The following is an 18,427-nucleotide window of genomic DNA, read 5'->3' on the forward strand; positions in this document are numbered from 1 at the left end:
TAGCGGAGCGGTTTCGCTCAAAGAATTTTTAGCGAAGCGGGCGCGGATTTCGTGCCGTGCCTGCGATCACCCCGGTGCGCCGCTTCCGCTTCGCTAAAAATCCTCTGCCTTGTCGCGCGGATTTGATTTGATATGTCTATGACGCGTCGGTTAAAAAATGCATCCGGCGGCGCCGCAAGATAATAAGGATTAGTCATTCTCCCATTACCGGCGCATTACGTCAGTCCTTGCTATTCCGCTATACGTTTGCTAGCATCCCGTTGCAGTTTGCAATAATCATAAGTTTTCTAATTCTTCAGGCCCGCACAAGTCGGCCGTGCGGCAGCCAACGTTTCTGCGAGGAATGCGTTATGGCTTGCCACTTACCACCCGTCCGCTGACGCTGGAACAAGCGCGGCGCGCAAAGCAGCGTGGTTTTTGCGCCTCATTATCCCAAAAGCTCGCCGTCAGTCGCATCCGGCGGCGTGGGCATTGCTTTTCGCGATTTTTGCGCGTAATGAGTATTACGCGAGGGCTGGCATTGTCTTTAAAGGACGGAGGTCAGTGTGAAGAAAGAAATTATCTGGCCGTCCCGGTCTTGATGGCGACCATTGTGGCGTTTTTTGCCGAAAACGCATTCGCGCAAAGTGAAACCGATAACGTGAACCAAAGTAATAGTCCGCTTAATCTCGCGTCTTCGCTCAACGTTCAGACGTCCGACCCGGCAATCGATCCCGTCGAAATCCAACAGGCCATGCGCCAGTAATTCAGCGGAGAAAACGGATGGAGCCAAATCTCACTGCGCGACTGATCGACATCCTGCTGCGCACGGCGAAGAATCGCGGCGTGCTCTCGTACTCACGCTTTCACGCGCTGTTCGCAGGCACGATGACGCTGGCTGCCAGACACACGCTGCTCGACGAAGCGTTGCGCAATCTCTGCGATGAGCATGAAGTCGACTACGGCGTGCTTTTCGCGCGCGACAACGGACTTCCAGGTTCCGATGACGCAATCAAAAGGAGTGTTTCATGGCATGCAATATATCGAGGTCGAGAGTGGGTCGCATGAAGACCATCCCGGTCGCGCTGGCGTTTCTGCTTGCGACGGCTTACCCGGCCGTGGCTCAGGAGCCGGCATCAGCGCCGCCGGCCGTCGGCGCGGCGGCACTGCTGCACGTTCAGGCGCGCGTCGTCGAAATCGATCCGGATTCGAACAGCGTCACGCTTGTCGGTCCGCGCGGCAACCTCGCGGTCATCGATGTGAATCCCCAGATCGCGGACGTGAAGAAGCTGCATGTCGGCGACACGGTGAACATTGCATACCAGAAGGCCGTTCTGATCGGCGTCGACAAACTGGCGACGAGCGGGATCCGCCAACGTATCGACACCGAACTCGCGCAGCCTGCATCGGGCGGTGTCGTTGCGTCGGCACGTCGTGTCGAGGTCGTGGCGACGGTGCAGAAAATCGACCGCAAGCTTCACACGGTCACACTGCGCGGCCCGACGCGCACCGAAACGCTCGACGTCGCGCCGGACGTTTCGTTGAAGGGACTCAAAGTGGGCGACTCGGTTCGGGCGGTGTTTGTCACCGCCGCGGCGGCCTCGGTGTCGCGCAACGGCGCCGAACTCAAGTGACGACGAAGGCGTAGCATGGGTGAAGCGCATCATCGAGTGCGGCGTTTTCCGGCAGCGTGATTCGGGCTTGAGTCACGCTGCGCTCGACGTTTGACGCCGCGCCGGGCAACGATCGTCGACACAGTCATGGCGTCGCGGGCGAAGGAGCATGGAATGGAACAGAAACAGGTGAAGTCCACCGACGCCGACACCGACGCAGCGGAGCGCAGAAAAATCATGCGCGGCAAGGTGCGCATCGGCCTCGCTGCGTTCGGTACGTTGGCCGCGGTCGCTGGAATCGGCGTGGTGATCAACGGGGGCCTCTACTTCAACACGACGAAGGTGCTGATCGGCGTCGGCATCATCGTGGTATCGACGGTGCTGTATGTCTCGATGCTGGTTCTGTCGAAGGACGATTAGGCAGGGGTCCGCTTTCATGGGTACGGCTTGCCGAAACGCTGCTCGACATACTGCGGAATGTTGACCGGCGTAACAACGACCACAGACGACGATGGGCCCACGGCAGACGCGGGCAGCAGCTTATGGAAATGCATAATGTGGTGACACGCGGTTCGCATGTCTTGCCGGAGGTCGTGATGCAGGACCGCGCTGAGCTTCCCGTCGCGCAGCAGCTGTACGTTGTCCCTGTCCAGGTCGTGTCCGATGAAACACTGCGGTGTCTGGCCTATCGACTGCAGCGCGCGAAGTATCGCAAGGTTGCCGCCGCCCATCGAATAGACGGCTACGATTTTCTTCCTCCGGCCCACGGCTCGTCGTACGCGTTCCTCTGTTTGCATGTCGACACCGTGGCCGCCGCTAGCATCGACGAGTCTCAGCTTCGGATAGCGTCGGCGTAATTCGTCGCGAAAACTGATCTCGCGCTCTTCCTCGCCCCTGAAGCGTTCGTTGCTCATCGTGACGAGAACGTTGCCCTCCGGGTGAGCAAGCCACTGGCCAATCAGGTACGCCGCCGTGGCCCCTGCCATGCGGTTGTCGAGACCCGCATAGGCTATCCGTCCCGACAATGGAATGTCGGTGAAGGTCGTGATCACGGGAATGTTGACTTCGAGACGCACTATGTGCAATTGCCGCTCGAGAAAGGCGATGCGCTCTTCTTCAATCCCAGCGCTCTTCCATGCCGCTGGTTCGAACAGGACGACGGCAGTTCAACGCATGGCGAACCTCCTGCAGAATTCATCGGCTTATGGCCGCGCAATGGAGTCGTTGAACCGGGCAAGGATGTGCGAGGTGCGGTATCCGGTCCTGCTGGCATCTCTTGACACAGCGAGCATGACGCAGGCAGAAGTCGACGCGGCGGTGGCTTCCTGTGCCGAGGGCTATCCCTTTCCGACGAACCTGGACAGAGACCCGCCGCTGGGCGGCCTCGCGCCAGAAAGCCAGCAGGGCTTGTTCGCCCGGGCACTCAAAGAGTCGTGGACGGTAGACCGATTTCACACGGCAATCCGTGAACAGGTCGCGCGGCGGGAAGCGTAGGACGCAAGGCGCTGTGAGTCAGGACGAGGCACGCTCACGCGTGACACTCGGCTAAATCGCGCGGCATTCTTGAGGTGTTTTGCGGTCTATTGCTGGAGGCGGACAGCAACATCACGAGAAAGCGCCTCGCTTCAACGGCCCGTCATAGCGTGTCACTTTGTCGACGCGTTGACCGAGCGATTTCAACAACACAATTTCGAGCGGCTCTGGATCGCGTAGTCCGCGCGCCAAATGGCATTCCGGTTCGTCATTCCATGCGCTATAACTTACTTGCAGGGCGACTATTACGTGTCGAGGGTCCACAAAATCCGTTGACATTGCCAATTCGCACGCCAACTTGCGCCCCTCGACCTCGGTTGGGCGCACTGCGCTCCGTATCTTCCCAACTACCTGATACCCTGGCCTCGGGCAATTTGGCCCGCAGACCCAAGGAGGGTTTCGCGCGTCGGCAAATCCCGGTTGGATTTCAACCGCGGAGCACGCGAATAACAAATCGTATGGATGGAAAGCTCAACGTAAATCAAGGAGCCAACATGAAACTACGACTGATGGTTGCTTCTACTGTTGGGTTGTTTGTCATGGCCGGGCTTGCGCATTCGCAAGGCTCGCCCCAAGCCCCTCAACCCGCCCCGCAGGAAAACGCCGCGACTCAGGCTTCCTCACCCAGTACGGGGATGGAAGCATATGGCGGTATGCCCGACACAAGGATGCAAAGTGGCGCAAGAAATGCCCGGCCGTGCAGGGTGGACCCACAATGCAATGTCTTCTTTGGGGGGAGCTAAAAAACTGATGGCGCGAGCGAACAACGGAAGACACTGCGTGCTCGCGTCGCAAGGGGGGCGACGTCCTTGGCTGACTGGGTGGCTCCCCTTTCATTCTTTCAGGTTCAGACGCGTCCTGACAGGGGAGGCCCGTCTGTGTACATGCGAAGCGCCAGCCGGCTTCAAGGTGTAACGGACTGGATGTCACAAAGAGAATTTGGACGCCCGAGAACCTTAACCTGGAGCGTATATTCCACGAGCTTCGAGCTTCGAGCTTCGAGCTTCAAGCTTCAAGCTTCAAGCTTCAAGCGTCACGACGTCGACCTCGGCTCGGGCCAAGGCCAACCTCTCTTCTCGTTGCGCACTTCCGCCTCGACGGGCGGCGCGGCGGTGACAGATACCTCGACCGGACTCACCTCGTCGGCGGCATCGTATGACGGTTCCGGCAAAGCGTCCCTGTTCACATTCGAAAGTCCGGTCCCAAACCACGACACTTTCTTCTGGACGTGGCTGATATACGCTTGCCAGCCGTCAGGATTGCCGTCAAAAAGATTGTGCTGAACGGTTGACGCCAGTGCGTCCCGGTTGAGCTCCGTCTCAAGCAGCTCCTTTGGCCACGAGAAGAACGCGCTGGCGACGCGCGTGGTGAATTCGGCCACCGTCATGCTGGGCGCCAGTGTCCGGAGAAACTCGAAGTCCTGCAACGATTCCTCTTCCTGCATGAGGTGCGCCACCGACACGCCCGGCCCGCCCGTCCTGGTTAAACAGTTCAAAGCGTCGAGAATGTCGCCAAGATGAAGCAGCAGTTCTCGTCTATCAAATCGGTCGTCCATTCCAGTATGTCCGTTCATCTCGTGCCTGGTTGCCAATGCCCTGTTCCGGCGTAACGCCTCGTGCAGTCGCCTCCTGTTGCAGCGCGTCCGCGTCGAACAGTTCGACATATTCTGATCGCAAGTTAGCATGAAGCACGGCATTCCCCCAACGCGACCATGCTCAGCATTCACCGCATCTCAACTCATCCAGTCGAGGAAGGACAAATGCGAACCGAAGTTCGCATTTGTCGACACAGAAGGTCTGTAAGAGACGAAGCTCTCTTATTGAGCGGCGGACACGGTCGACACCCACTGCCTGGCGGCCTTGTTAGCCGATTCATAGGTGGCGCTAGCAGCCGAGAAGGCCGAGTTCCACGCTGCAATAACCGATTCGCTTCCTGCCGGGGCGTTCTTCTTGAGATTTTCGACGAACGCTTGCGCGTCGCGTTGGAATTGCTGGACCTGTGCCGTCGCCGCGGCCGAGATTTCGCTCTGAACTTCGGACACGATTTCGTGAACCTGGCGGCCGTACGCGGCTACCTTTTCCGCCGCAGGCTGGGACAGGCTCGCCGGGAGCGCCAACAGTTCACCCGGGTTGCTGGCTGACAAGCCTTTGGCCAGGATTTCCTGGCTTTCGGCCAGAGTCGCTTTGCCAACCTGAAAATTTAACGTGACCAGCTTCTCGAAGCCTTCAAATGCCTTGTTCGTCAGACCAAACAGCGTTTCGAGGCCGGCTTGTTGCGCGGTGACCAGTTGCTGGGGGGTAAGAGTGCTCATCACTGCTCCGAAAGGGTAAGGCGGCAGGTGCGAGGGGCTCTGAGTGAAAACGAAATCCACGCGCCTGCGAGGGACGAAGGCTGATTGCTGCAATGCAGCAAAACCAATTGTACGGGGGAATGCCCGGAAGTCAATGGTTTTCGTTGCGACATCGACGTGAATGGAATCGTCCCGGTTGGGTCGCTACCCGGAACGCGTCATGGCTCGGCAGTTCAACGGAATTAATCGAAGTTGCTCAGGCGTTGCGTATAAAGGAAACTTGACGAGTATCCAACGTGACGGAGAGAGACATGACCAACGCATCCGGGGCTAATAATACTAGTCAGCGCGCGCTTCTGCCGGAGGCGCTGCGGGCTTTGGCAGAGTATTTGGAGTTGTCCCTCGACGCCGGTGCGAGTCTGATTGTGATGCGTCACACAAGTGATACCGCCACCCTCTATGTGGGTGACGCCACGGGGCCACGAGAGGATCTGAAGCGTCGCGGAACGATTCCGGCGCCGCTTGCTAACGAAATCCTCGACGCGACTCGAGCGGGAGTGAACCTGATTGAAATTGAAGGCAGAACGTACCGGTTCTTTCGCAGCTTTGCGCACATGGACGAAGTTGCCGCGGTCGTATTCTCTTCAATTTGATCGAGTCGTGTTGGGGGCTTGAGCGCGACTGCCTCCGTCAACCCGCCGCGAGCGGCACAAGCACTGACCGGCAGAACCGGGCGCCTGGCCCGTCACTGCTTCCATCGAAACGTTCAAAGCGCGTCGTGACAAAGCGCCATCATCCTTTGGACCATCGTGCTCGACTCGTTGAGTTCCATCTCGCTGGTGAAGAGTGCGTTCACGCTGGACAGCCGAACCGCAACACCGGCTTCCAGCAAGTCTTTGCTGGCAATCTTCAGCGCCAGTTGGCCGATGCGGACCCGGTCGAGCCAGTCCATCTTGATGCGATTTTTCTTTAGCCACTGACGGCTGCACTGAACAACATGGTCGACTCGCCATTCGTTGGTCAGCGCGTAGGACGCCGCTGCAATCGCGACGAGGAAACATAGCAAGTCGGGACGCGCGCTTTCGCGTTCGTTGAATTCGGGTTTGGTCATGTCTGTCGGCTTGCCCGCTGCGGTTGAGCAAACCCAACACATGTGGGCGAGGACGGACGAATCAAGTAGCCGGTTGACAAACCGCTCCCGATCCACTTTTGTTATCGCCCCCTCCAATACTCGAATTGTTGGCGCATCGCACCGCTCGTATATTGCTGAACTATCAGCACGGACAGCAGCGATACGACAACTGACAGGCACGCCACTCGGGCGGCCCACAGGAGCACAGCGATGAATAGAATCGATCTGGAGGGGCGCGTTGTCGCCATCACCGGCGGCGCGCGCGGCATCGGCTACGCGGTGGCGCAGCGGGCACTGAACTCGGGCGCGTCGGTCGCGTTATGGGACGTCGACGCCGAACGCCTCGCGCGCAGCCAGCGCGAACTGAGCGAGCTGGGCAAAGTCACCGCGGTCACGGTCGAGTTGACCCAGGAGGCCGCGGTCGCGCAGGCGGTCGCGCAAACCGTCGCCGCTCACGGCGCGATCGACGTGCTGATCAACTGCGCCGGCATCACCGGCGGCAACGGCGCGACGTGGGAGCTGGAGCCCGAGGTCTGGCGCCGCGTGATCGACGTGAACCTGATCGGCCCTTATCTGACCTGCCGCGCAGTGGTGCCGCAAATGCTCAAGCAGGGCTATGGGCGGATCGTCAATATCGCATCGGTGGCCGGCAAGGAGGGCAACCCGAACGCCTCGCATTACAGTGCGTCGAAAGCTGGACTGATCGGCTTGACGAAGTCGCTCGGCAAAGAACTCGCGACAAAAAACATCCTCGTCAACGCGGTCACACCGGCTGCGGCCAAAACCGAAATCTTCGATTCGATGTCGCAACAGCACATCGACTACATGCTCTCGAAGATTCCGATGAATCGATTCCTGCTGCCGGAAGAAGCGGCGTCGCTGATTCTGTGGCTGTCCTCCGAGGATTGCGCGTTCAGCACCGGCTCGGTGTTCGATCTGTCCGGCGGCCGTGCGACTTACTGAAACTGACTGAGCGTTCGTTGCGCCATCTGAGCGTCACAGCCGCAGCCGCGTACAAGACAAGAACGCAGAGCCGCTACACGCGTGCTCTGCGAAGGAGACGACATGGACCCGCACGCGCCCGTTGCACGGGAAGCGATCGACGGCAACGCAAGGCGCCGCAAGCTCGCGCCTACTGCGCCGATCGCAGCGCTCGCGCTGATGATCAGCAAGCGCTTGCCCCACGACGCCGTGCAGCCCGGCGCGTCTTTCCAGAACTTATGCAACGCGCCTGCCAGGCGCATTGTCGACTGCACGTTCGACGTATCCATAACGGAGCTCCTTTCATGGCCATGCCTACTATCCGGCACGTGCGTGCCTTCATCGTTCGCGGCGGCGGTGCGGACTATCACGACCAGCCCGGCGGACACTGGATCGACGATCACATCGCCACGCCGATGGCGCGTTATCCCGAGTATCGACAAAGCCGCCAGTCGTTCGGCATCAACGTGCTCGGCACGCTGGTGGTGGAGATCGAAGCGAGCGACGGCACCGTCGGCTTCGCGGTGACGACGGGTGGCGAGATCGGCGCGTTCATCGTCGAGAAGCATCTTGCGCGCTTTCTCGAAGGGCAGCTTGTCACCGACATCGAGAAGATGTGGGATCAGATGTACTTCTCGACGTTGTACTACGGCCGCAAAGGCGTGGTGCTGAATACGATCTCGGGCGTCGATCTCGCGCTGTGGGATCTGCTCGCGAAAGTGCGCAAGGAGCCGGTGTACCAGTTATTGGGTGGCCCGGTGCGCGACGAACTCGTGTTCTACGCGACCGGCGCGCGGCCCGATCTCGCGAAGGAGATGGGCTTCATCGGCGGCAAGCTGCCGTTGCTGCATGGTCCCGCTGAAGGCGAAGCGGGTCTGAAGCAGAACCTGGAGAAGCTCGCCGATATGCGCAGCCGCGTCGGCGACGACTTCTGGCTGATGTACGACTGCTGGATGAGCCTCGACGTGCGCTACGCGACGCGGCTCGCGCAAGGGGCGCACGCATACGGTCTGAAATGGATCGAAGAGTGCCTGCCGCCCGACGACTACTGGGGTTACGCCGAACTGCGCCGCAACGTGCCACGCGGCATGATGGTGTCCACCGGCGAACACGAGGCGACGCGCTGGGGCTTCCGGATGCTGCTGGAGATGCAGTGCTGCGATCTGATCCAGCCGGACGTGGGCTGGTGCGGCGGCATCACCGAATTGATCAAGATCTCCGCGCTCGCCGATGCCCACAATGTGATGGTGGTGCCGCACGGGTCGTCGGTGTACAGCTATCACTTCGTCGTCACGCGGCATAACTCGCCGTTCGCCGAGTTTTTGATGATGGCGCCGAAGGCCGACCAGGTCGTGCCGATGTTCACGCCGCTTCTGCTCGACGAGCCGGTGCCCGTGAATGGACGGATGAAGGTGCCGGACACACCGGGCTTCGGGGTGAGGCTGAATCCGGAATGCGCGTTGGTGCGGCCTTATCCGCGTTGAGGGCGCGTTGAGAGCGCGTTGAGTGTGTGTTGAGCGTGTGTCGAGTTGGTGTCGAACTCGTGTCGAACCAACCCGCTCGCGAATGCGACTTCACGCAGGCGCACCAAAGCCACTACCGCTGCCAGTATTGCTGGCTCACCAAAGGAGAATGACGTGCTGCTCAAGGACAAGGTCGTAATCGTCACCGGCGGCTCGCGTGGCATCGGCCGCGCGATCGCCGTCGCGTGCGCCGCCGAAGGCGCGGACGTGGCGATCAACTACTGGGGCGATAACGACGCATCCTATGGACGCCGTTCCGCCGTCGCGGAAGTGGTCGGCGAAATCGAGGCGCTGGGTCGCCGCGTGATCGCGGTCGAAGGCAACGTCGCCGCGCGCGACACGGGGCAGGAACTCGTGCGTCATACCGTCGAAGCGTTCGGCAAAGTCGACGTGCTCGCCAGCAATGCCGGCATCTGTCCGTTCCACGCGTTTCTCGACATGCCGCCGGACGTGCTGGAGTCGACGGTGGCGGTCAATCTGAACGGCGCGTTTTACGTCACGCAAGCCGCCGCGCAACAGATGAAGAAGCAGGGCACGGGTGGCGCGATCGTGGCGACGAGTTCGATCAGCGCGTTAGTGGGCGGCGGCATGCAAACGCACTACACGCCGACCAAAGCGGGCGTGCATTCGTTGATGCAATCGTGCGCGGTCGCGTTGGGTCCGTACGGCATTCGCTGCAATTCGGTGATGCCCGGCACCATCGCGACCGACCTGAACGCGCAAGACCTGGCCGACGAAGCGAAGAAAGCCTACTTCGAAAAGCGCATTCCGCTCGGCCGCCTGGGCTGTCCGGAAGACGTCGCCGATTGCGTGGTGTTCCTCGCCTCGGACCGCGCGCGCTATGTGACGGGCGCCGCATTGCTGGTCGACGGCGGCCTGTTCGTCAACCTGCAATAACGCGCGATGCCGATTTCAATGCGCCGCAGCCGGCGCGCTCAGCGAGTCCGGCGCGGCCATCGTGGCGAGGGCGTCGCCGTCGCCGGCGAGCTTGCGCGAGAAGCCACGCAGCAGGTCGATGAAACGCAACGCCGGTTCGGCGAGCGCTTCTTCCTTGCGCGTGAGAATGCCGAAGCCGGCGAGACTCTTGCCGATTTCGAGCGGCAACGCAACCAGCAGCTGGCCGCGCAAATGATCGCGTACGACCGACTCGGGCAGCATCGCGACCGCATCGTAATTCTCGAGCAGTTGCAGCGTCGCGAAGATCGACGCGCATTCGGTCAGGTTGACCGGTGTCGCCAGCCCCGCACGCGCGAGTTCCTCTTCGAACAGCACGCGCGCCGGACTGGTAACGGGCTGCGCGACCCACGGCCAGTCGACCAGCTCGCGCAACGTGATGCGCGCGCGCTGCGCCAGCGGATGCACCGAACGCACGACCAACAGCAGGGTCTCGCGCGCGAGCGGCTCGAAACTGAAATCGTTGTGTTGCAGCGGACTGGTCAGGCGGCCGAGCGCCAGATCCACTTCGCGGCGATGCAGCAGCTGCACGACCTGGTCGCTGGTTTCGCCGAGAATGCGCACGTTGAGCAACGGGCTTTCGGTCTTCAACGCGGCCACCGACATGGCCAGCAGATCGGGCGCGGCGCCCATGATCGCGCCAACGGTCAATTGCCCGTGACCACCGCAGCGTTTGACGTCGAGGTCTTCGGCGAAGCGGGTCAATTCGGCCAGCGCGCGCCGCGCGTAAGCCAGCGTGACGACGCCGAGCGGCGTGGGTGTCATGCCGCGCGCGTTGCGCTCGAACAGCAGGAAGCCGAACGCTTCCTCGATGTCGCCGAGCATGCGGCTCGCGCTCGGCTGGGCCACGTTGACGGCTTCGGCGGCCTGATGGAGATTGCGCGTGTCGTCGAGCGCAACGAGCAGCGCGAGGTGCTTGAACTTGAGCCGGTTGACGAGTGCGACGGCAGCTGAATATTGGCTCATGGTTCCGGTGCGATTCGGTTTGTGGATCGCCCAATCCCAACAACGGATTGAGATGCTATCGACGCAGGAATTATAGTCGCATCAGACGCTTCCAGGCTTCACTGGAAAAGCGCCCGAATACGACGGGAGACAGGTCGCAATGGAAACAATCGCTTTCCGCATGGTGCTCAACCCTGGCATGCGCGAGGAATACGAACGACGTCACGCGCTGATCTGGCCCGAGCTGGTTGATGCGTTGCACAACGCCGGCGTGCGCGAATACCGGATTTTCTTCGACCCGGAATCGAACCATCTTTTCGCCATGCTGACGCGAACCTCCAATCACACGATGGATGAACTGCCGCAACTCGACGTGATGCGCAAATGGTGGGATTACATGGCCGACATCATGCAGACCGCGCCGGATCACACGCCGCTTCAGCAGTCGCTCGAACCGGTCTTTCATTTGAATTCGCTGAGCTGACAGTTCACCGCGTTACCACGTTTGTTGACCTCGAAGTGACCTTCACTGGACGGAGCGTGCTGCATGCAGGTTGTCGATTCGCATATCCATCTGTGGGATCTGAAAACGCATCGCTATCCGTGGCTGGAGAACCCGGGCCTGTCGTTTGTGGGCGACGCGCGCGATCTGAAGCACGATTACCTGCTCGACGATCTGCTGGGCGAGGCCGGCGAGATCGACGTGCTGAAACTGGTGCACGTCGAAGCGAATCACGATCCCGCCGATCCGGTCGAGGAGACGCGCTGGCTGCAATCCATCGCGGATCGCAAGGAATCGCGCGGCATGCCGAACGCGATCGTCGCCGCCGTCGATCTGTCCGCGCCGAATGCGCCCGCGGTGCTTGAAGCGCACGCGTCGTTCGCCAATACGCGCGGCATCCGGCAGATCCTGAACGTGCACGAGAACAAACTGTTCGATTACGTCGGCCGTCACTTCATGCGCGAGCCGCAGTGGCGCGAACACTTTGCGCTGCTGCGCCGCTATGACATGTCGTTCGATCTGCAACTGTATCCGTCGCAGATGGAGGAGGCCGCCGCGCTGGCGCGCGCGCATGGCGACACGCAGTTCATCGTCAACCATGCCGGCATGTTCGTCGATCGCAGCAGCGTCGCCGGGTATCGCGCGTGGCGCGAGGGCATGCGCACGCTTGCGGGTTGCCGGAACATCGCCGTGAAGATCAGCGGACTCGCGATGTTCGATCATCGCTGGACCGTCGAAAGCCTGCGGCCCTACGTGCTCGAAACGATCGATACGTTCGGCGTCGAGCGTGCGATGTTCGCGTCGAACTTTCCGGTCGACCGGCTGTTCGGCTCTTACACGGACTTGTGGCGCGCGTATGCGTCGATTGTCGACGGCGCGAGCGTCGCCGAAAAAGAGGCGCTGTTTTGTCGTAACGCGGAGCGTTGCTACCGCATCTGATACCGCGTTTGACACCGCATTTGGCACATCACGAACGCGAATAAAGAAGGAGACAGGCAGTGCAGCAACCCACATCCGCTGTGCCGAGGCTCGAACTGCGACACGCGAGTAAATCATTCGGCCGCGTGCGTGCGTTATCCGACGGCGATCTCGCGCTCTGGCCTGGCGAAGTCCACGCGTTGCTGGGTGAGAACGGCGCGGGCAAGTCGACGCTCGTGAAGATTCTCGCCGGCGTGCATCAGCCCGATACCGGCGAGCTGCTGGTGGACGGCGCGCCGCGCCGCTTCGCGACGCCGGCCGAAGCGCGCGACGCCGGGCTCGCGGTGATCTATCAGGAACCGACGCTGTTCTTCGATCTGTCGATTGCGGAAAACATCTTCATGGGACGGCAGCCGGTCGACCGCATCGGCCGCATTCAGTACGATGCGATGCGCCGCGAGGTGGATGGCCTGCTCGCTTCGCTCGGTGTCGACCTGCGCGCGGATCGACTGGTACGCGGTTTGTCGATTGCCGATCAGCAGGTGATCGAAATTGCGAAGGCGTTGTCGCTGAACGCCAACGTGCTGATCATGGACGAACCCACCGCCGCGTTGTCGCTGCCTGAAGTGGAGCGGCTCTTCGCGATCGTGCGCAAGCTGCGCGAACGCGACGTGGCGATTCTGTTCATCACGCACCGGCTCGACGAAGTATTCGCGCTGACACAACGCGTGACCATCATGCGCGACGGCGCGAAAGTGTTCGGCGGACTGACCGCCGATCTGAGCACCGAGTCGATCGTCGCGAAGATGGTCGGCCGCGATCTGGAGACGTTCTACCCGAAGGCCGACCGGCCGCCGGGCGAAGTGCGCCTGTCGGTGCGGGGACTCACGCGCGTGGGCGTGTTCAAGGACATTTCGTTCGACGTGCGCGCCGGCGAGATCGTCGCGCTGGCGGGTCTGGTCGGCGCGGGGCGCAGCGAAGTCGCGCGGGCGATCTTCGGCATCGATCCGCTCGACTCGGGTGAAGTCTGGCTCGGCGGCGCGCGTCTGACGACGGGCCGGCCTGCCGCCGCGGTGCGCGCCGGCCTCGCGCTGGTGCCGGAAGACCGGCGCCAGCAGGGGCTCGCGCTGGAGCTGAGCATTGCGCGCAATGCGTCGATGACCGTGCTCGGACGGCTCGTCAAACACGGCCTCATTTCGACGCGCAGCGAGACGCAACTGGCCAATCAATGGGGCACGCGTCTGCGTCTGAAAGCGGGCGACCCCAATGCGCCGGTCGGCACGCTGTCGGGCGGCAATCAGCAGAAGGTCGTGCTCGGCAAATGGCTCGCCACCGGCCCGAAAGTATTGATCATCGACGAACCCACGCGCGGCATCGACGTCGGCGCGAAGGCGGAGGTGTATAGCGCGCTGGCCGAACTGGTGCGCGACGGCATGGCCGTGCTGATGATTTCGAGTGAGCTACCGGAAGTACTGGGTATGGCCGACCGTGTACTGGTCATGCACGAAGGCCGTATCAGTGCGGATATAGCGCGCGCCGAAGCCGACGAGGAGCGCATCATGGGCGCCGCGCTCGGTCAACCGCTTCCACCGTTGGGACGGGCAGCATGATGCGCCATTCTTCGACTCATCCCGCGCCGGTTCAGCCGCCGCTGTCCAAACGCTCCGCCAGCACGCCCGGCGGCTTCGTTGCAGGCATCGCGAAGAGCCGCGAGACCACACTGTTCGTCGTGCTGATTCTGTTGATTGTCGGCACAGGGCTCGCGAAACCGCAGTTTCTGAATCTGCAGAATCTGCGCGACGTGCTGCTGAACGTGTCGATCATCAGTCTGCTGACGGCCGGCATGACGGTCGTGATCCTGATGCGCCATATCGATCTGTCGGTCGGCTCGACGGTCGGCATCAGCGCGTACGCGGTCGGCAGCTTATACGTTGCGTTTCCGCACATGCCGGTGCTGGTCGCGCTGGCGGCGGGGCTCGCCATCGGTTTCGTCGCGGGCGGCATCAACGCGCTGCTGGTCGCGGTGGGGCGCGTGCCGTCGCTGGTCGCGACGCTGTCCACGCTGTACATCTTTCGCGGCGCGGACTACGCGTGGGTGCATGGCGGCCAGATCAACGCGACCAGTCTGCCCGACGCGTATTCGCGTCTCGCGACCGGCACGCTGCTCGGCATCCCGACACTCGCGCTGATCGCGATCGTCGTGCTGGTCGGCCTCGCTGTGTACCTGAAGCAGTTCCGCGCCGGCCGCGAGCACTACGCGATCGGCTCGAATCCGGAGGCGGCGCGTCTGGCCGGTGTGAACGTCGAACGCCGCGTGATGTCGGGCTTTCTGTTGTCCGGCGCGATTGCCGGTTTCGCGGGCGCGTTGTGGCTGGCCCGTTTCGGCACCGTCGACGCCAGCACCGCGAAGGGCATCGAATTGCAGGTGGTCGCGGCCGCGGTGGTCGGCAGTGTCGCGATCACGGGCGGCGTCGGCACGATACTCGGTGCCACGCTCGGCGCGCTCGTGCTCGGCGTGATCAGCATCGCGCTGGTGGTGCTGCATGTGTCGCCGTTCTGGGAGCAGGCCATTCAAGGCGCGCTGATCGTCGCCGCGATTACCGCCGATACCTTGCTGGCCCGCTCCGTCGCCAAACGCATGATGAGGAAACGCGATCATGGCTAAACCCGACTCCGCGCTGCTGACGCGCAAACGCGAAACGCCGCTGCAATGGGAAGTGCTGCTGGTGATCGTGCTGATCCTGTCGCTCGGGCTCGGACGGTGGTTGTCGCCGGTGTTCCTCACCGGCGCGAACCTGAGCAACGTGTTGGCCGATCTGACCGAGATCGCGTTGATGGCGCTGCCGATGACGCTGATCATCGTCGCCGCCGAAATCGATCTGTCCGTCGCGTCGGTGCTCGGCGCATCGAGCGCGTTGATGGGCGTGCTGTGGCACATGGGCTTGCCGATGCCGGTCGTGATCGGGCTGGTCGTGCTTGCCGGTGCGCTGGCAGGTCTGCTCAACGGCCTGGTGATCGTCAAGCTCAACCTGCCTTCGCTCGCGGTCACGATCGGTACGCTGGCGCTGTTTCGCGGCCTCGCGTATGTGCTGCTCGGCGATCAGGCGGTGGCGGATTTCCCGGCGGCCTATACGGCGTTCGGCATGGACACGCTCGGCGCGAGTTTCATTCCGTTGCCGTTCGTGATCGTCATCGTCGGCGCGGTGCTGTTCACCGTGCTGCTGCAGTCCACCGCGTTCGGCCGCAGCCTTTATGCGATCGGCGCGAATCCGACGGCCGCCGCGTTCTCGGGCATCGAAGTGGCGAAGATCAGGCTGCGTCTGTTCGTGCTGTCCGGCGCGATGAGCGCGCTGGCGGGTGTCGTCTATACGCTGCGCTTCACCAGTGCACGCGGCGACAACGGCGAAGGCTTCGAGTTGTCGGTGATCGCGGCGGTGCTGTTCGGCGGCGTGAGCATTTTCGGCGGACGCGGCTCGATGATCGGCGTGCTGCTGTCGCTGCTGATCATCGGCGTGCTGAAAAACGCGTTGACGCTCGACGACGTGTCCAGCGAAACGCTGACCGTCGTCACCGGCGTGCTGCTGCTGGCGTCGGTGCTGATACCGAACCTGGTCGCCCGCTCGCGCGCCGCACGCGACCGGCGTTTCATTGCGAAGTCCGTTTCTCGGTCCGCCACTTCTTCATAACGTTGTCTTAAAGCTGTCTGCGAAGAGAAAGTCCAACAACCAATGACCCGGACACCACCACGTCCAACAACAAGGCAGGAGACACTTTCATGTTCAAACCTCTTCTACGTCACACCGGCACGGCCGCGCTCTGCGCCGCGTTGCTCGCGATCAGTTGCAGTGCATTGGCCGCGGACCTGAAAAGCGGCCTAAAGATCGCCTTCATACCGAAGCAGATCAACAACCCCTACGAAGTGATCGCCGACGACGGCGGCATGGCCGCGATCAAGGAATTCGGCGGCGTGGGCAAGGTGGTGGGGCCGTCGGATGCGGGCGCGTCGTCGCAGGTGCAGTACATCAACACGCTGATCACGCAGCGGCAGGACGCGATCGTGATCGCCGCCAACGACGCGAACGCGGTGGTGCCGTATCTGAAGAAAGCGATGGGGCAAGGCATCAAGGTGGTGACCTTCGACTCCGACACGGCGCCCGAGGGCCGGCAACTGTTCGTCAATCAGGCGAACGCGGAAGGCATTGGCCGTGGCCAGGTGCAACTGGTGTCGAAGCTGATGGGCGGCGAGGGCGAGTTCGCGGTGCTGTCGGCCACGCCGAACGCGACCAACCAGAACACGTGGATCAAATGGATGCAGGAGGAGTTGAAGAAGCCGGAGTACGCGAAGATCAAGCTCGTGAAAATCGCCTACGGTAACGACGACGATCAGAAGTCGTTCGTCGAAACGCAGGGTTTGTTGCAGGCGTATCCGAACCTGAAGGCGATCGTCGCGCCGACCACGGTCGGCATTGCGGCCGCCGCGCGTTATATCTCCTCGTCGTCGAGCAAGGGCAAGGTGGTCGTTACCGGTCTCGGCACGCCGAACCAGATGCGCGCGTTCGTGAAGAACGGCACCGTGAAGGCGTTCCAGTTGTGGGATCCGAACCAGCTCGGCTACCTCGCGGCTTATGCGGCGGCGGCACTGTCGTCGGGCAAGATCAGCGGCAAGGAAGGCGAGTCGTTCGACGCCGGCAAGCTCGGCAAGCGCACGATCGGGCAGCAAGGCGAAATCATTCTCGGACCGCCGACCACGTTCGACGCGACCAATATCGACAACTTCAACTTCTAATCTGGCCTGCGTGATGGCCACTCGGCTAGTAGTTCGTACACCACGCGTCTGATGACCTGATGTACGAGGCGCGTCGGGCGGCAAAAAAACGCCCGACGCGCCTTCTCCCTTCACCGCCGGATCACAAAGCGCCGCGCATAACCTGCCGACGGCGTGCCGCTACCCCACACCTCGCCGTCGATCAGCACCTGCGTCACGTCCTCGCCAGGCAGCGCCACGTTCACGCGCGCGGCCGCTTCGCGATACAACTGCGTCTGGTTGATCCGCGCCGCGATCTGCGCGTAATCCGTGCACGCGTCGATCATCCCCCAGCGCTCGAACTGCGTGAGAAACCACGCGCCTTCGAACGGGTGCGGATAGTTGACCGCGCCGTCGTCGAAGAATCGCACCGGCAGGCTGCGCGGCGTGACGGTGGCGAAGCCTGCAACATCGGCGCCGAGCCGGGCTGCGATCAGGGTTTCATCGATGCCGATGTAGTCGGGCCGCGCGAGCCAGCGCGCGATGTCCTCGCGATGCTCCGCGCCGTCCAGCCAGCGGCACGCTTCGAGCATCGTCTGCACGAGGGCGCGCGTCGCATGGGGATTCGCGTCGACGAAAGCGCGCCGGCACGCGAGCACCTTCTCGGGATGATCGGGCCACACCTCGCTCGTATAAGCCACCGTTCTGCCGACGCGTTGCGCTTCGGCCAGCGCATTCCACGGCTCGCCGACACACAGGCCGTCGAGCTTGTCGTCGGCGAGCGCGGCGACCATTTGCGGCGGCGGAATCACGACGCTCTCGATATCGCGCAACGGATCGACGCCCTGCGACGCGAGCCAGTAGTCCAGCCACATCGCATGCGTGCCGGTCGGGAAGGTCTGCGCGAAGACCGGCTTGCGGCCGAGCGTCGCCAGCGCTTTGGGCAACGTGCGGTATTCGGCGAGCGCATCGGCGAGCCGGTTCGACAGCGTGACGGCCTGGCCGTTGCGGTTGAGCACCATCAGCACGGCCATGTCCGTTTGCGGACCGCCGAGCCCGAGCTGCACGCCGTAGACGAGCCCGTAGAGCGCGTGCGCCGCGTCGAGATCGCCCGACAGCAGCTTGTCGCGCACGGCGGCCCATGACGGCTGACGGGAGAGTTCGAGCGTCAGGCCATGCGCGTGGCCGAACTCGAGCAGCTTCGCGGCGACGAGCGGCGCGGCGTCGGACAGCGCGACAAAACCGAGTCGCAGATGGGTCTTTTCGAGCCGCCCCGATGAGGACGATGCGGCGATGGCAGCGGGAGTATTCAT

General features: G+C 62.3%; 21 protein-coding genes. 15 read left to right on the top strand and 6 right to left on the bottom strand.

What is annotated here, in order from left to right:
• Nucleotides 1-355 precede the first annotated feature (355 nt).
• The 4 genes from HV744_RS26190 (at nucleotide 356) to HV744_RS26205 (ending at nucleotide 2,012) form a co-directional block, all read left to right on the top strand.
• The gene (locus HV744_RS26190; RefSeq protein ID WP_175152279.1) at nucleotides 356-745 is read left to right on the top strand and encodes a hypothetical protein; all 390 of its coding nucleotides are present in this window, start codon (nucleotides 356-358) and stop codon (nucleotides 743-745) included.
• A gap of 17 nt (nucleotides 746-762) precedes the next feature.
• Nucleotides 763-1,047, top strand: coding sequence for a hypothetical protein (locus tag HV744_RS26195; RefSeq protein WP_175152280.1), 285 nt, complete (start codon nucleotides 763-765; stop codon nucleotides 1,045-1,047).
• Entirely contained in the window at nucleotides 1,008-1,613 is a 606-nt protein-coding gene (locus HV744_RS26200; RefSeq protein ID WP_175152281.1) for a hypothetical protein, read from the top strand. The genes HV744_RS26195 and HV744_RS26200 overlap by 40 nt, the downstream gene beginning before the upstream one ends.
• A 153-nt stretch (nucleotides 1,614-1,766) precedes the next feature.
• Complete coding sequence (locus tag HV744_RS26205; RefSeq protein ID WP_175152282.1) at nucleotides 1,767-2,012, top strand: DUF2964 family protein; 246 nt, start codon at nucleotides 1,767-1,769, stop codon at nucleotides 2,010-2,012.
• A 14-nt stretch (nucleotides 2,013-2,026) separates the two neighbouring features.
• Here HV744_RS26205 and HV744_RS26210 read toward each other — a convergent pair whose 3' ends face one another.
• On the bottom strand, nucleotides 2,027-2,668 hold the full coding sequence (locus HV744_RS26210; protein ID WP_246279201.1) for a substrate-binding domain-containing protein: 642 nt from the start codon (nucleotides 2,666-2,668) through the stop codon (nucleotides 2,027-2,029).
• 97 nt (nucleotides 2,669-2,765) lie between these two features.
• Here HV744_RS26210 and HV744_RS26215 point away from each other — a divergent pair, with 97 nt between their 5' ends.
• Nucleotides 2,766-3,086 (top strand): hypothetical protein, encoded by a 321-nt coding sequence (locus HV744_RS26215; RefSeq protein WP_425497840.1) that lies wholly within the window; start codon nucleotides 2,766-2,768, stop codon nucleotides 3,084-3,086.
• Nucleotides 3,087-4,158: 1,072 nt separating this feature from the next.
• Here the strand turns inward: HV744_RS26215 and HV744_RS26220 are convergent.
• On the bottom strand, nucleotides 4,159-4,680 hold the full coding sequence (locus HV744_RS26220) for a hypothetical protein (RefSeq protein ID WP_175152283.1): 522 nt from the start codon (nucleotides 4,678-4,680) through the stop codon (nucleotides 4,159-4,161).
• A 261-nt stretch (nucleotides 4,681-4,941) separates the two neighbouring features.
• Nucleotides 4,942-5,496, bottom strand: a complete 555-nt coding sequence (gene phaP, locus HV744_RS26225; RefSeq protein WP_246279202.1) for a TIGR01841 family phasin — start codon at nucleotides 5,494-5,496, stop codon at nucleotides 4,942-4,944.
• Nucleotides 5,497-5,726: 230 nt separating this feature from the next.
• On the opposite strand from phaP, the gene HV744_RS26230 reads away from it, so the two are divergent.
• Complete coding sequence (locus HV744_RS26230; RefSeq protein ID WP_175152284.1) at nucleotides 5,727-6,068, top strand: hypothetical protein; 342 nt, start codon at nucleotides 5,727-5,729, stop codon at nucleotides 6,066-6,068.
• Nucleotides 6,069-6,181: 113 nt separating this feature from the next.
• On the opposite strand, the gene HV744_RS26235 is transcribed toward HV744_RS26230, so the two are convergent.
• Nucleotides 6,182-6,526: a hypothetical protein gene (locus HV744_RS26235; protein WP_175152366.1), complete on the bottom strand. Its 345-nt coding sequence runs from the start codon at nucleotides 6,524-6,526 to the stop codon at nucleotides 6,182-6,184.
• Between the two features lie 231 nt (nucleotides 6,527-6,757).
• On the opposite strand from HV744_RS26235, the gene HV744_RS26240 reads away from it, so the two are divergent.
• From HV744_RS26240 to lra1, 3 genes are all read left to right on the top strand, one after another.
• Complete coding sequence (locus tag HV744_RS26240; RefSeq protein ID WP_175152285.1) at nucleotides 6,758-7,510, top strand: SDR family NAD(P)-dependent oxidoreductase; 753 nt, start codon at nucleotides 6,758-6,760, stop codon at nucleotides 7,508-7,510.
• A gap of 323 nt (nucleotides 7,511-7,833) precedes the next feature.
• Complete coding sequence (rhmD, locus tag HV744_RS26245; protein ID WP_175152286.1) at nucleotides 7,834-9,012, top strand: L-rhamnonate dehydratase; 1,179 nt, start codon at nucleotides 7,834-7,836, stop codon at nucleotides 9,010-9,012.
• A 153-nt stretch (nucleotides 9,013-9,165) separates the two neighbouring features.
• A complete protein-coding gene (lra1, locus tag HV744_RS26250; protein WP_175152287.1) occupies nucleotides 9,166-9,948 on the top strand; it encodes an L-rhamnose 1-dehydrogenase Lra1 in 783 nt (260 codons plus the stop codon).
• Between the two features lie 15 nt (nucleotides 9,949-9,963).
• Here lra1 and HV744_RS26255 read toward each other — a convergent pair whose 3' ends face one another.
• Complete coding sequence (locus HV744_RS26255) at nucleotides 9,964-10,971, bottom strand: LysR family transcriptional regulator (RefSeq protein WP_175152288.1); 1,008 nt, start codon at nucleotides 10,969-10,971, stop codon at nucleotides 9,964-9,966.
• Nucleotides 10,972-11,110: 139 nt separating this feature from the next.
• Between HV744_RS26255 and rhaM the strand changes: the two genes are divergently transcribed.
• The 6 genes from rhaM to rhaS all read left to right on the top strand — a co-directional run bounded on the left by rhaM (nucleotide 11,111) and on the right by rhaS (nucleotide 17,156).
• Complete coding sequence (gene rhaM / locus HV744_RS26260; RefSeq protein ID WP_175152289.1) at nucleotides 11,111-11,434, top strand: L-rhamnose mutarotase; 324 nt, start codon at nucleotides 11,111-11,113, stop codon at nucleotides 11,432-11,434.
• A gap of 63 nt (nucleotides 11,435-11,497) precedes the next feature.
• Nucleotides 11,498-12,391, top strand: coding sequence for an amidohydrolase family protein (locus tag HV744_RS26265; protein WP_175152290.1), 894 nt, complete (start codon nucleotides 11,498-11,500; stop codon nucleotides 12,389-12,391).
• A 59-nt stretch (nucleotides 12,392-12,450) separates the two neighbouring features.
• Nucleotides 12,451-13,980 carry a sugar ABC transporter ATP-binding protein gene (locus HV744_RS26270; RefSeq protein WP_175152291.1) on the top strand — a complete coding sequence of 510 codons (1,530 nt, stop codon included), beginning with the start codon at nucleotides 12,451-12,453 and terminating at the stop codon, nucleotides 13,978-13,980.
• Complete coding sequence (locus HV744_RS26275) at nucleotides 13,977-15,035, top strand: ABC transporter permease (RefSeq protein ID WP_175152292.1); 1,059 nt, start codon at nucleotides 13,977-13,979, stop codon at nucleotides 15,033-15,035. Before HV744_RS26270 ends, HV744_RS26275 begins: the two co-directional genes overlap by 4 nt.
• On the top strand, nucleotides 15,028-16,056 hold the full coding sequence (locus tag HV744_RS26280) for an ABC transporter permease (RefSeq protein WP_175152293.1): 1,029 nt from the start codon (nucleotides 15,028-15,030) through the stop codon (nucleotides 16,054-16,056). The genes HV744_RS26275 and HV744_RS26280 overlap by 8 nt, the downstream gene beginning before the upstream one ends.
• 89 nt (nucleotides 16,057-16,145) lie before the next feature.
• Nucleotides 16,146-17,156 carry a rhamnose ABC transporter substrate-binding protein gene (gene rhaS / locus HV744_RS26285; RefSeq protein WP_175152294.1) on the top strand — a complete coding sequence of 337 codons (1,011 nt, stop codon included), beginning with the start codon at nucleotides 16,146-16,148 and terminating at the stop codon, nucleotides 17,154-17,156.
• 110 nt (nucleotides 17,157-17,266) lie between these two features.
• Here rhaS and HV744_RS26290 read toward each other — a convergent pair whose 3' ends face one another.
• Nucleotides 17,267-18,427, bottom strand: coding sequence for a CmpA/NrtA family ABC transporter substrate-binding protein (locus HV744_RS26290; protein WP_175152295.1), 1,161 nt, complete (start codon nucleotides 18,425-18,427; stop codon nucleotides 17,267-17,269).

It is taken from the genome of Paraburkholderia ultramafica (assembly GCF_902859915.1).
Lineage (GTDB): Bacteria > Pseudomonadota > Gammaproteobacteria > Burkholderiales > Burkholderiaceae > Paraburkholderia > Paraburkholderia ultramafica.

Excerpts from the sequence above, each read along its gene's own strand:
- HV744_RS26195 (WP_175152280.1), top strand. The coding sequence starts at position 763 with ATGGAGCCAAATCTCACTGCGCGACTGATCGACATCCTGCTGCGCACG.
- HV744_RS26200 (WP_175152281.1), top strand. The coding sequence starts at position 1,008 with ATGGCATGCAATATATCGAGGTCGAGAGTGGGTCGCATGAAGACCATC.
- HV744_RS26205 (WP_175152282.1), top strand. The coding sequence starts at position 1,767 with ATGGAACAGAAACAGGTGAAGTCCACCGACGCCGACACCGACGCAGCG.
- HV744_RS26215 (WP_425497840.1), top strand. The coding sequence starts at position 2,766 with ATGGCGAACCTCCTGCAGAATTCATCGGCTTATGGCCGCGCAATGGAG.
- HV744_RS26220 (WP_175152283.1), bottom strand. The coding sequence starts at position 4,680 with ATGGACGACCGATTTGATAGACGAGAACTGCTGCTTCATCTTGGCGAC.
- HV744_RS26230 (WP_175152284.1), top strand. The coding sequence starts at position 5,727 with ATGACCAACGCATCCGGGGCTAATAATACTAGTCAGCGCGCGCTTCTG.
- HV744_RS26235 (WP_175152366.1), bottom strand. The coding sequence starts at position 6,526 with ATGACCAAACCCGAATTCAACGAACGCGAAAGCGCGCGTCCCGACTTG.
- HV744_RS26240 (WP_175152285.1), top strand. The coding sequence starts at position 6,758 with ATGAATAGAATCGATCTGGAGGGGCGCGTTGTCGCCATCACCGGCGGC.
- rhmD (WP_175152286.1), top strand. The coding sequence starts at position 7,834 with ATGGCCATGCCTACTATCCGGCACGTGCGTGCCTTCATCGTTCGCGGC.
- HV744_RS26255 (WP_175152288.1), bottom strand. The coding sequence starts at position 10,971 with ATGAGCCAATATTCAGCTGCCGTCGCACTCGTCAACCGGCTCAAGTTC.
- rhaM (WP_175152289.1), top strand. The coding sequence starts at position 11,111 with ATGGAAACAATCGCTTTCCGCATGGTGCTCAACCCTGGCATGCGCGAG.
- HV744_RS26265 (WP_175152290.1), top strand. The coding sequence starts at position 11,498 with ATGCAGGTTGTCGATTCGCATATCCATCTGTGGGATCTGAAAACGCAT.
- HV744_RS26275 (WP_175152292.1), top strand. The coding sequence starts at position 13,977 with ATGATGCGCCATTCTTCGACTCATCCCGCGCCGGTTCAGCCGCCGCTG.
- HV744_RS26280 (WP_175152293.1), top strand. The coding sequence starts at position 15,028 with ATGGCTAAACCCGACTCCGCGCTGCTGACGCGCAAACGCGAAACGCCG.
- rhaS (WP_175152294.1), top strand. The coding sequence starts at position 16,146 with ATGTTCAAACCTCTTCTACGTCACACCGGCACGGCCGCGCTCTGCGCC.
- HV744_RS26290 (WP_175152295.1), bottom strand. The coding sequence starts at position 18,427 with ATGAATACTCCCGCTGCCATCGCCGCATCGTCCTCATCGGGGCGGCTC.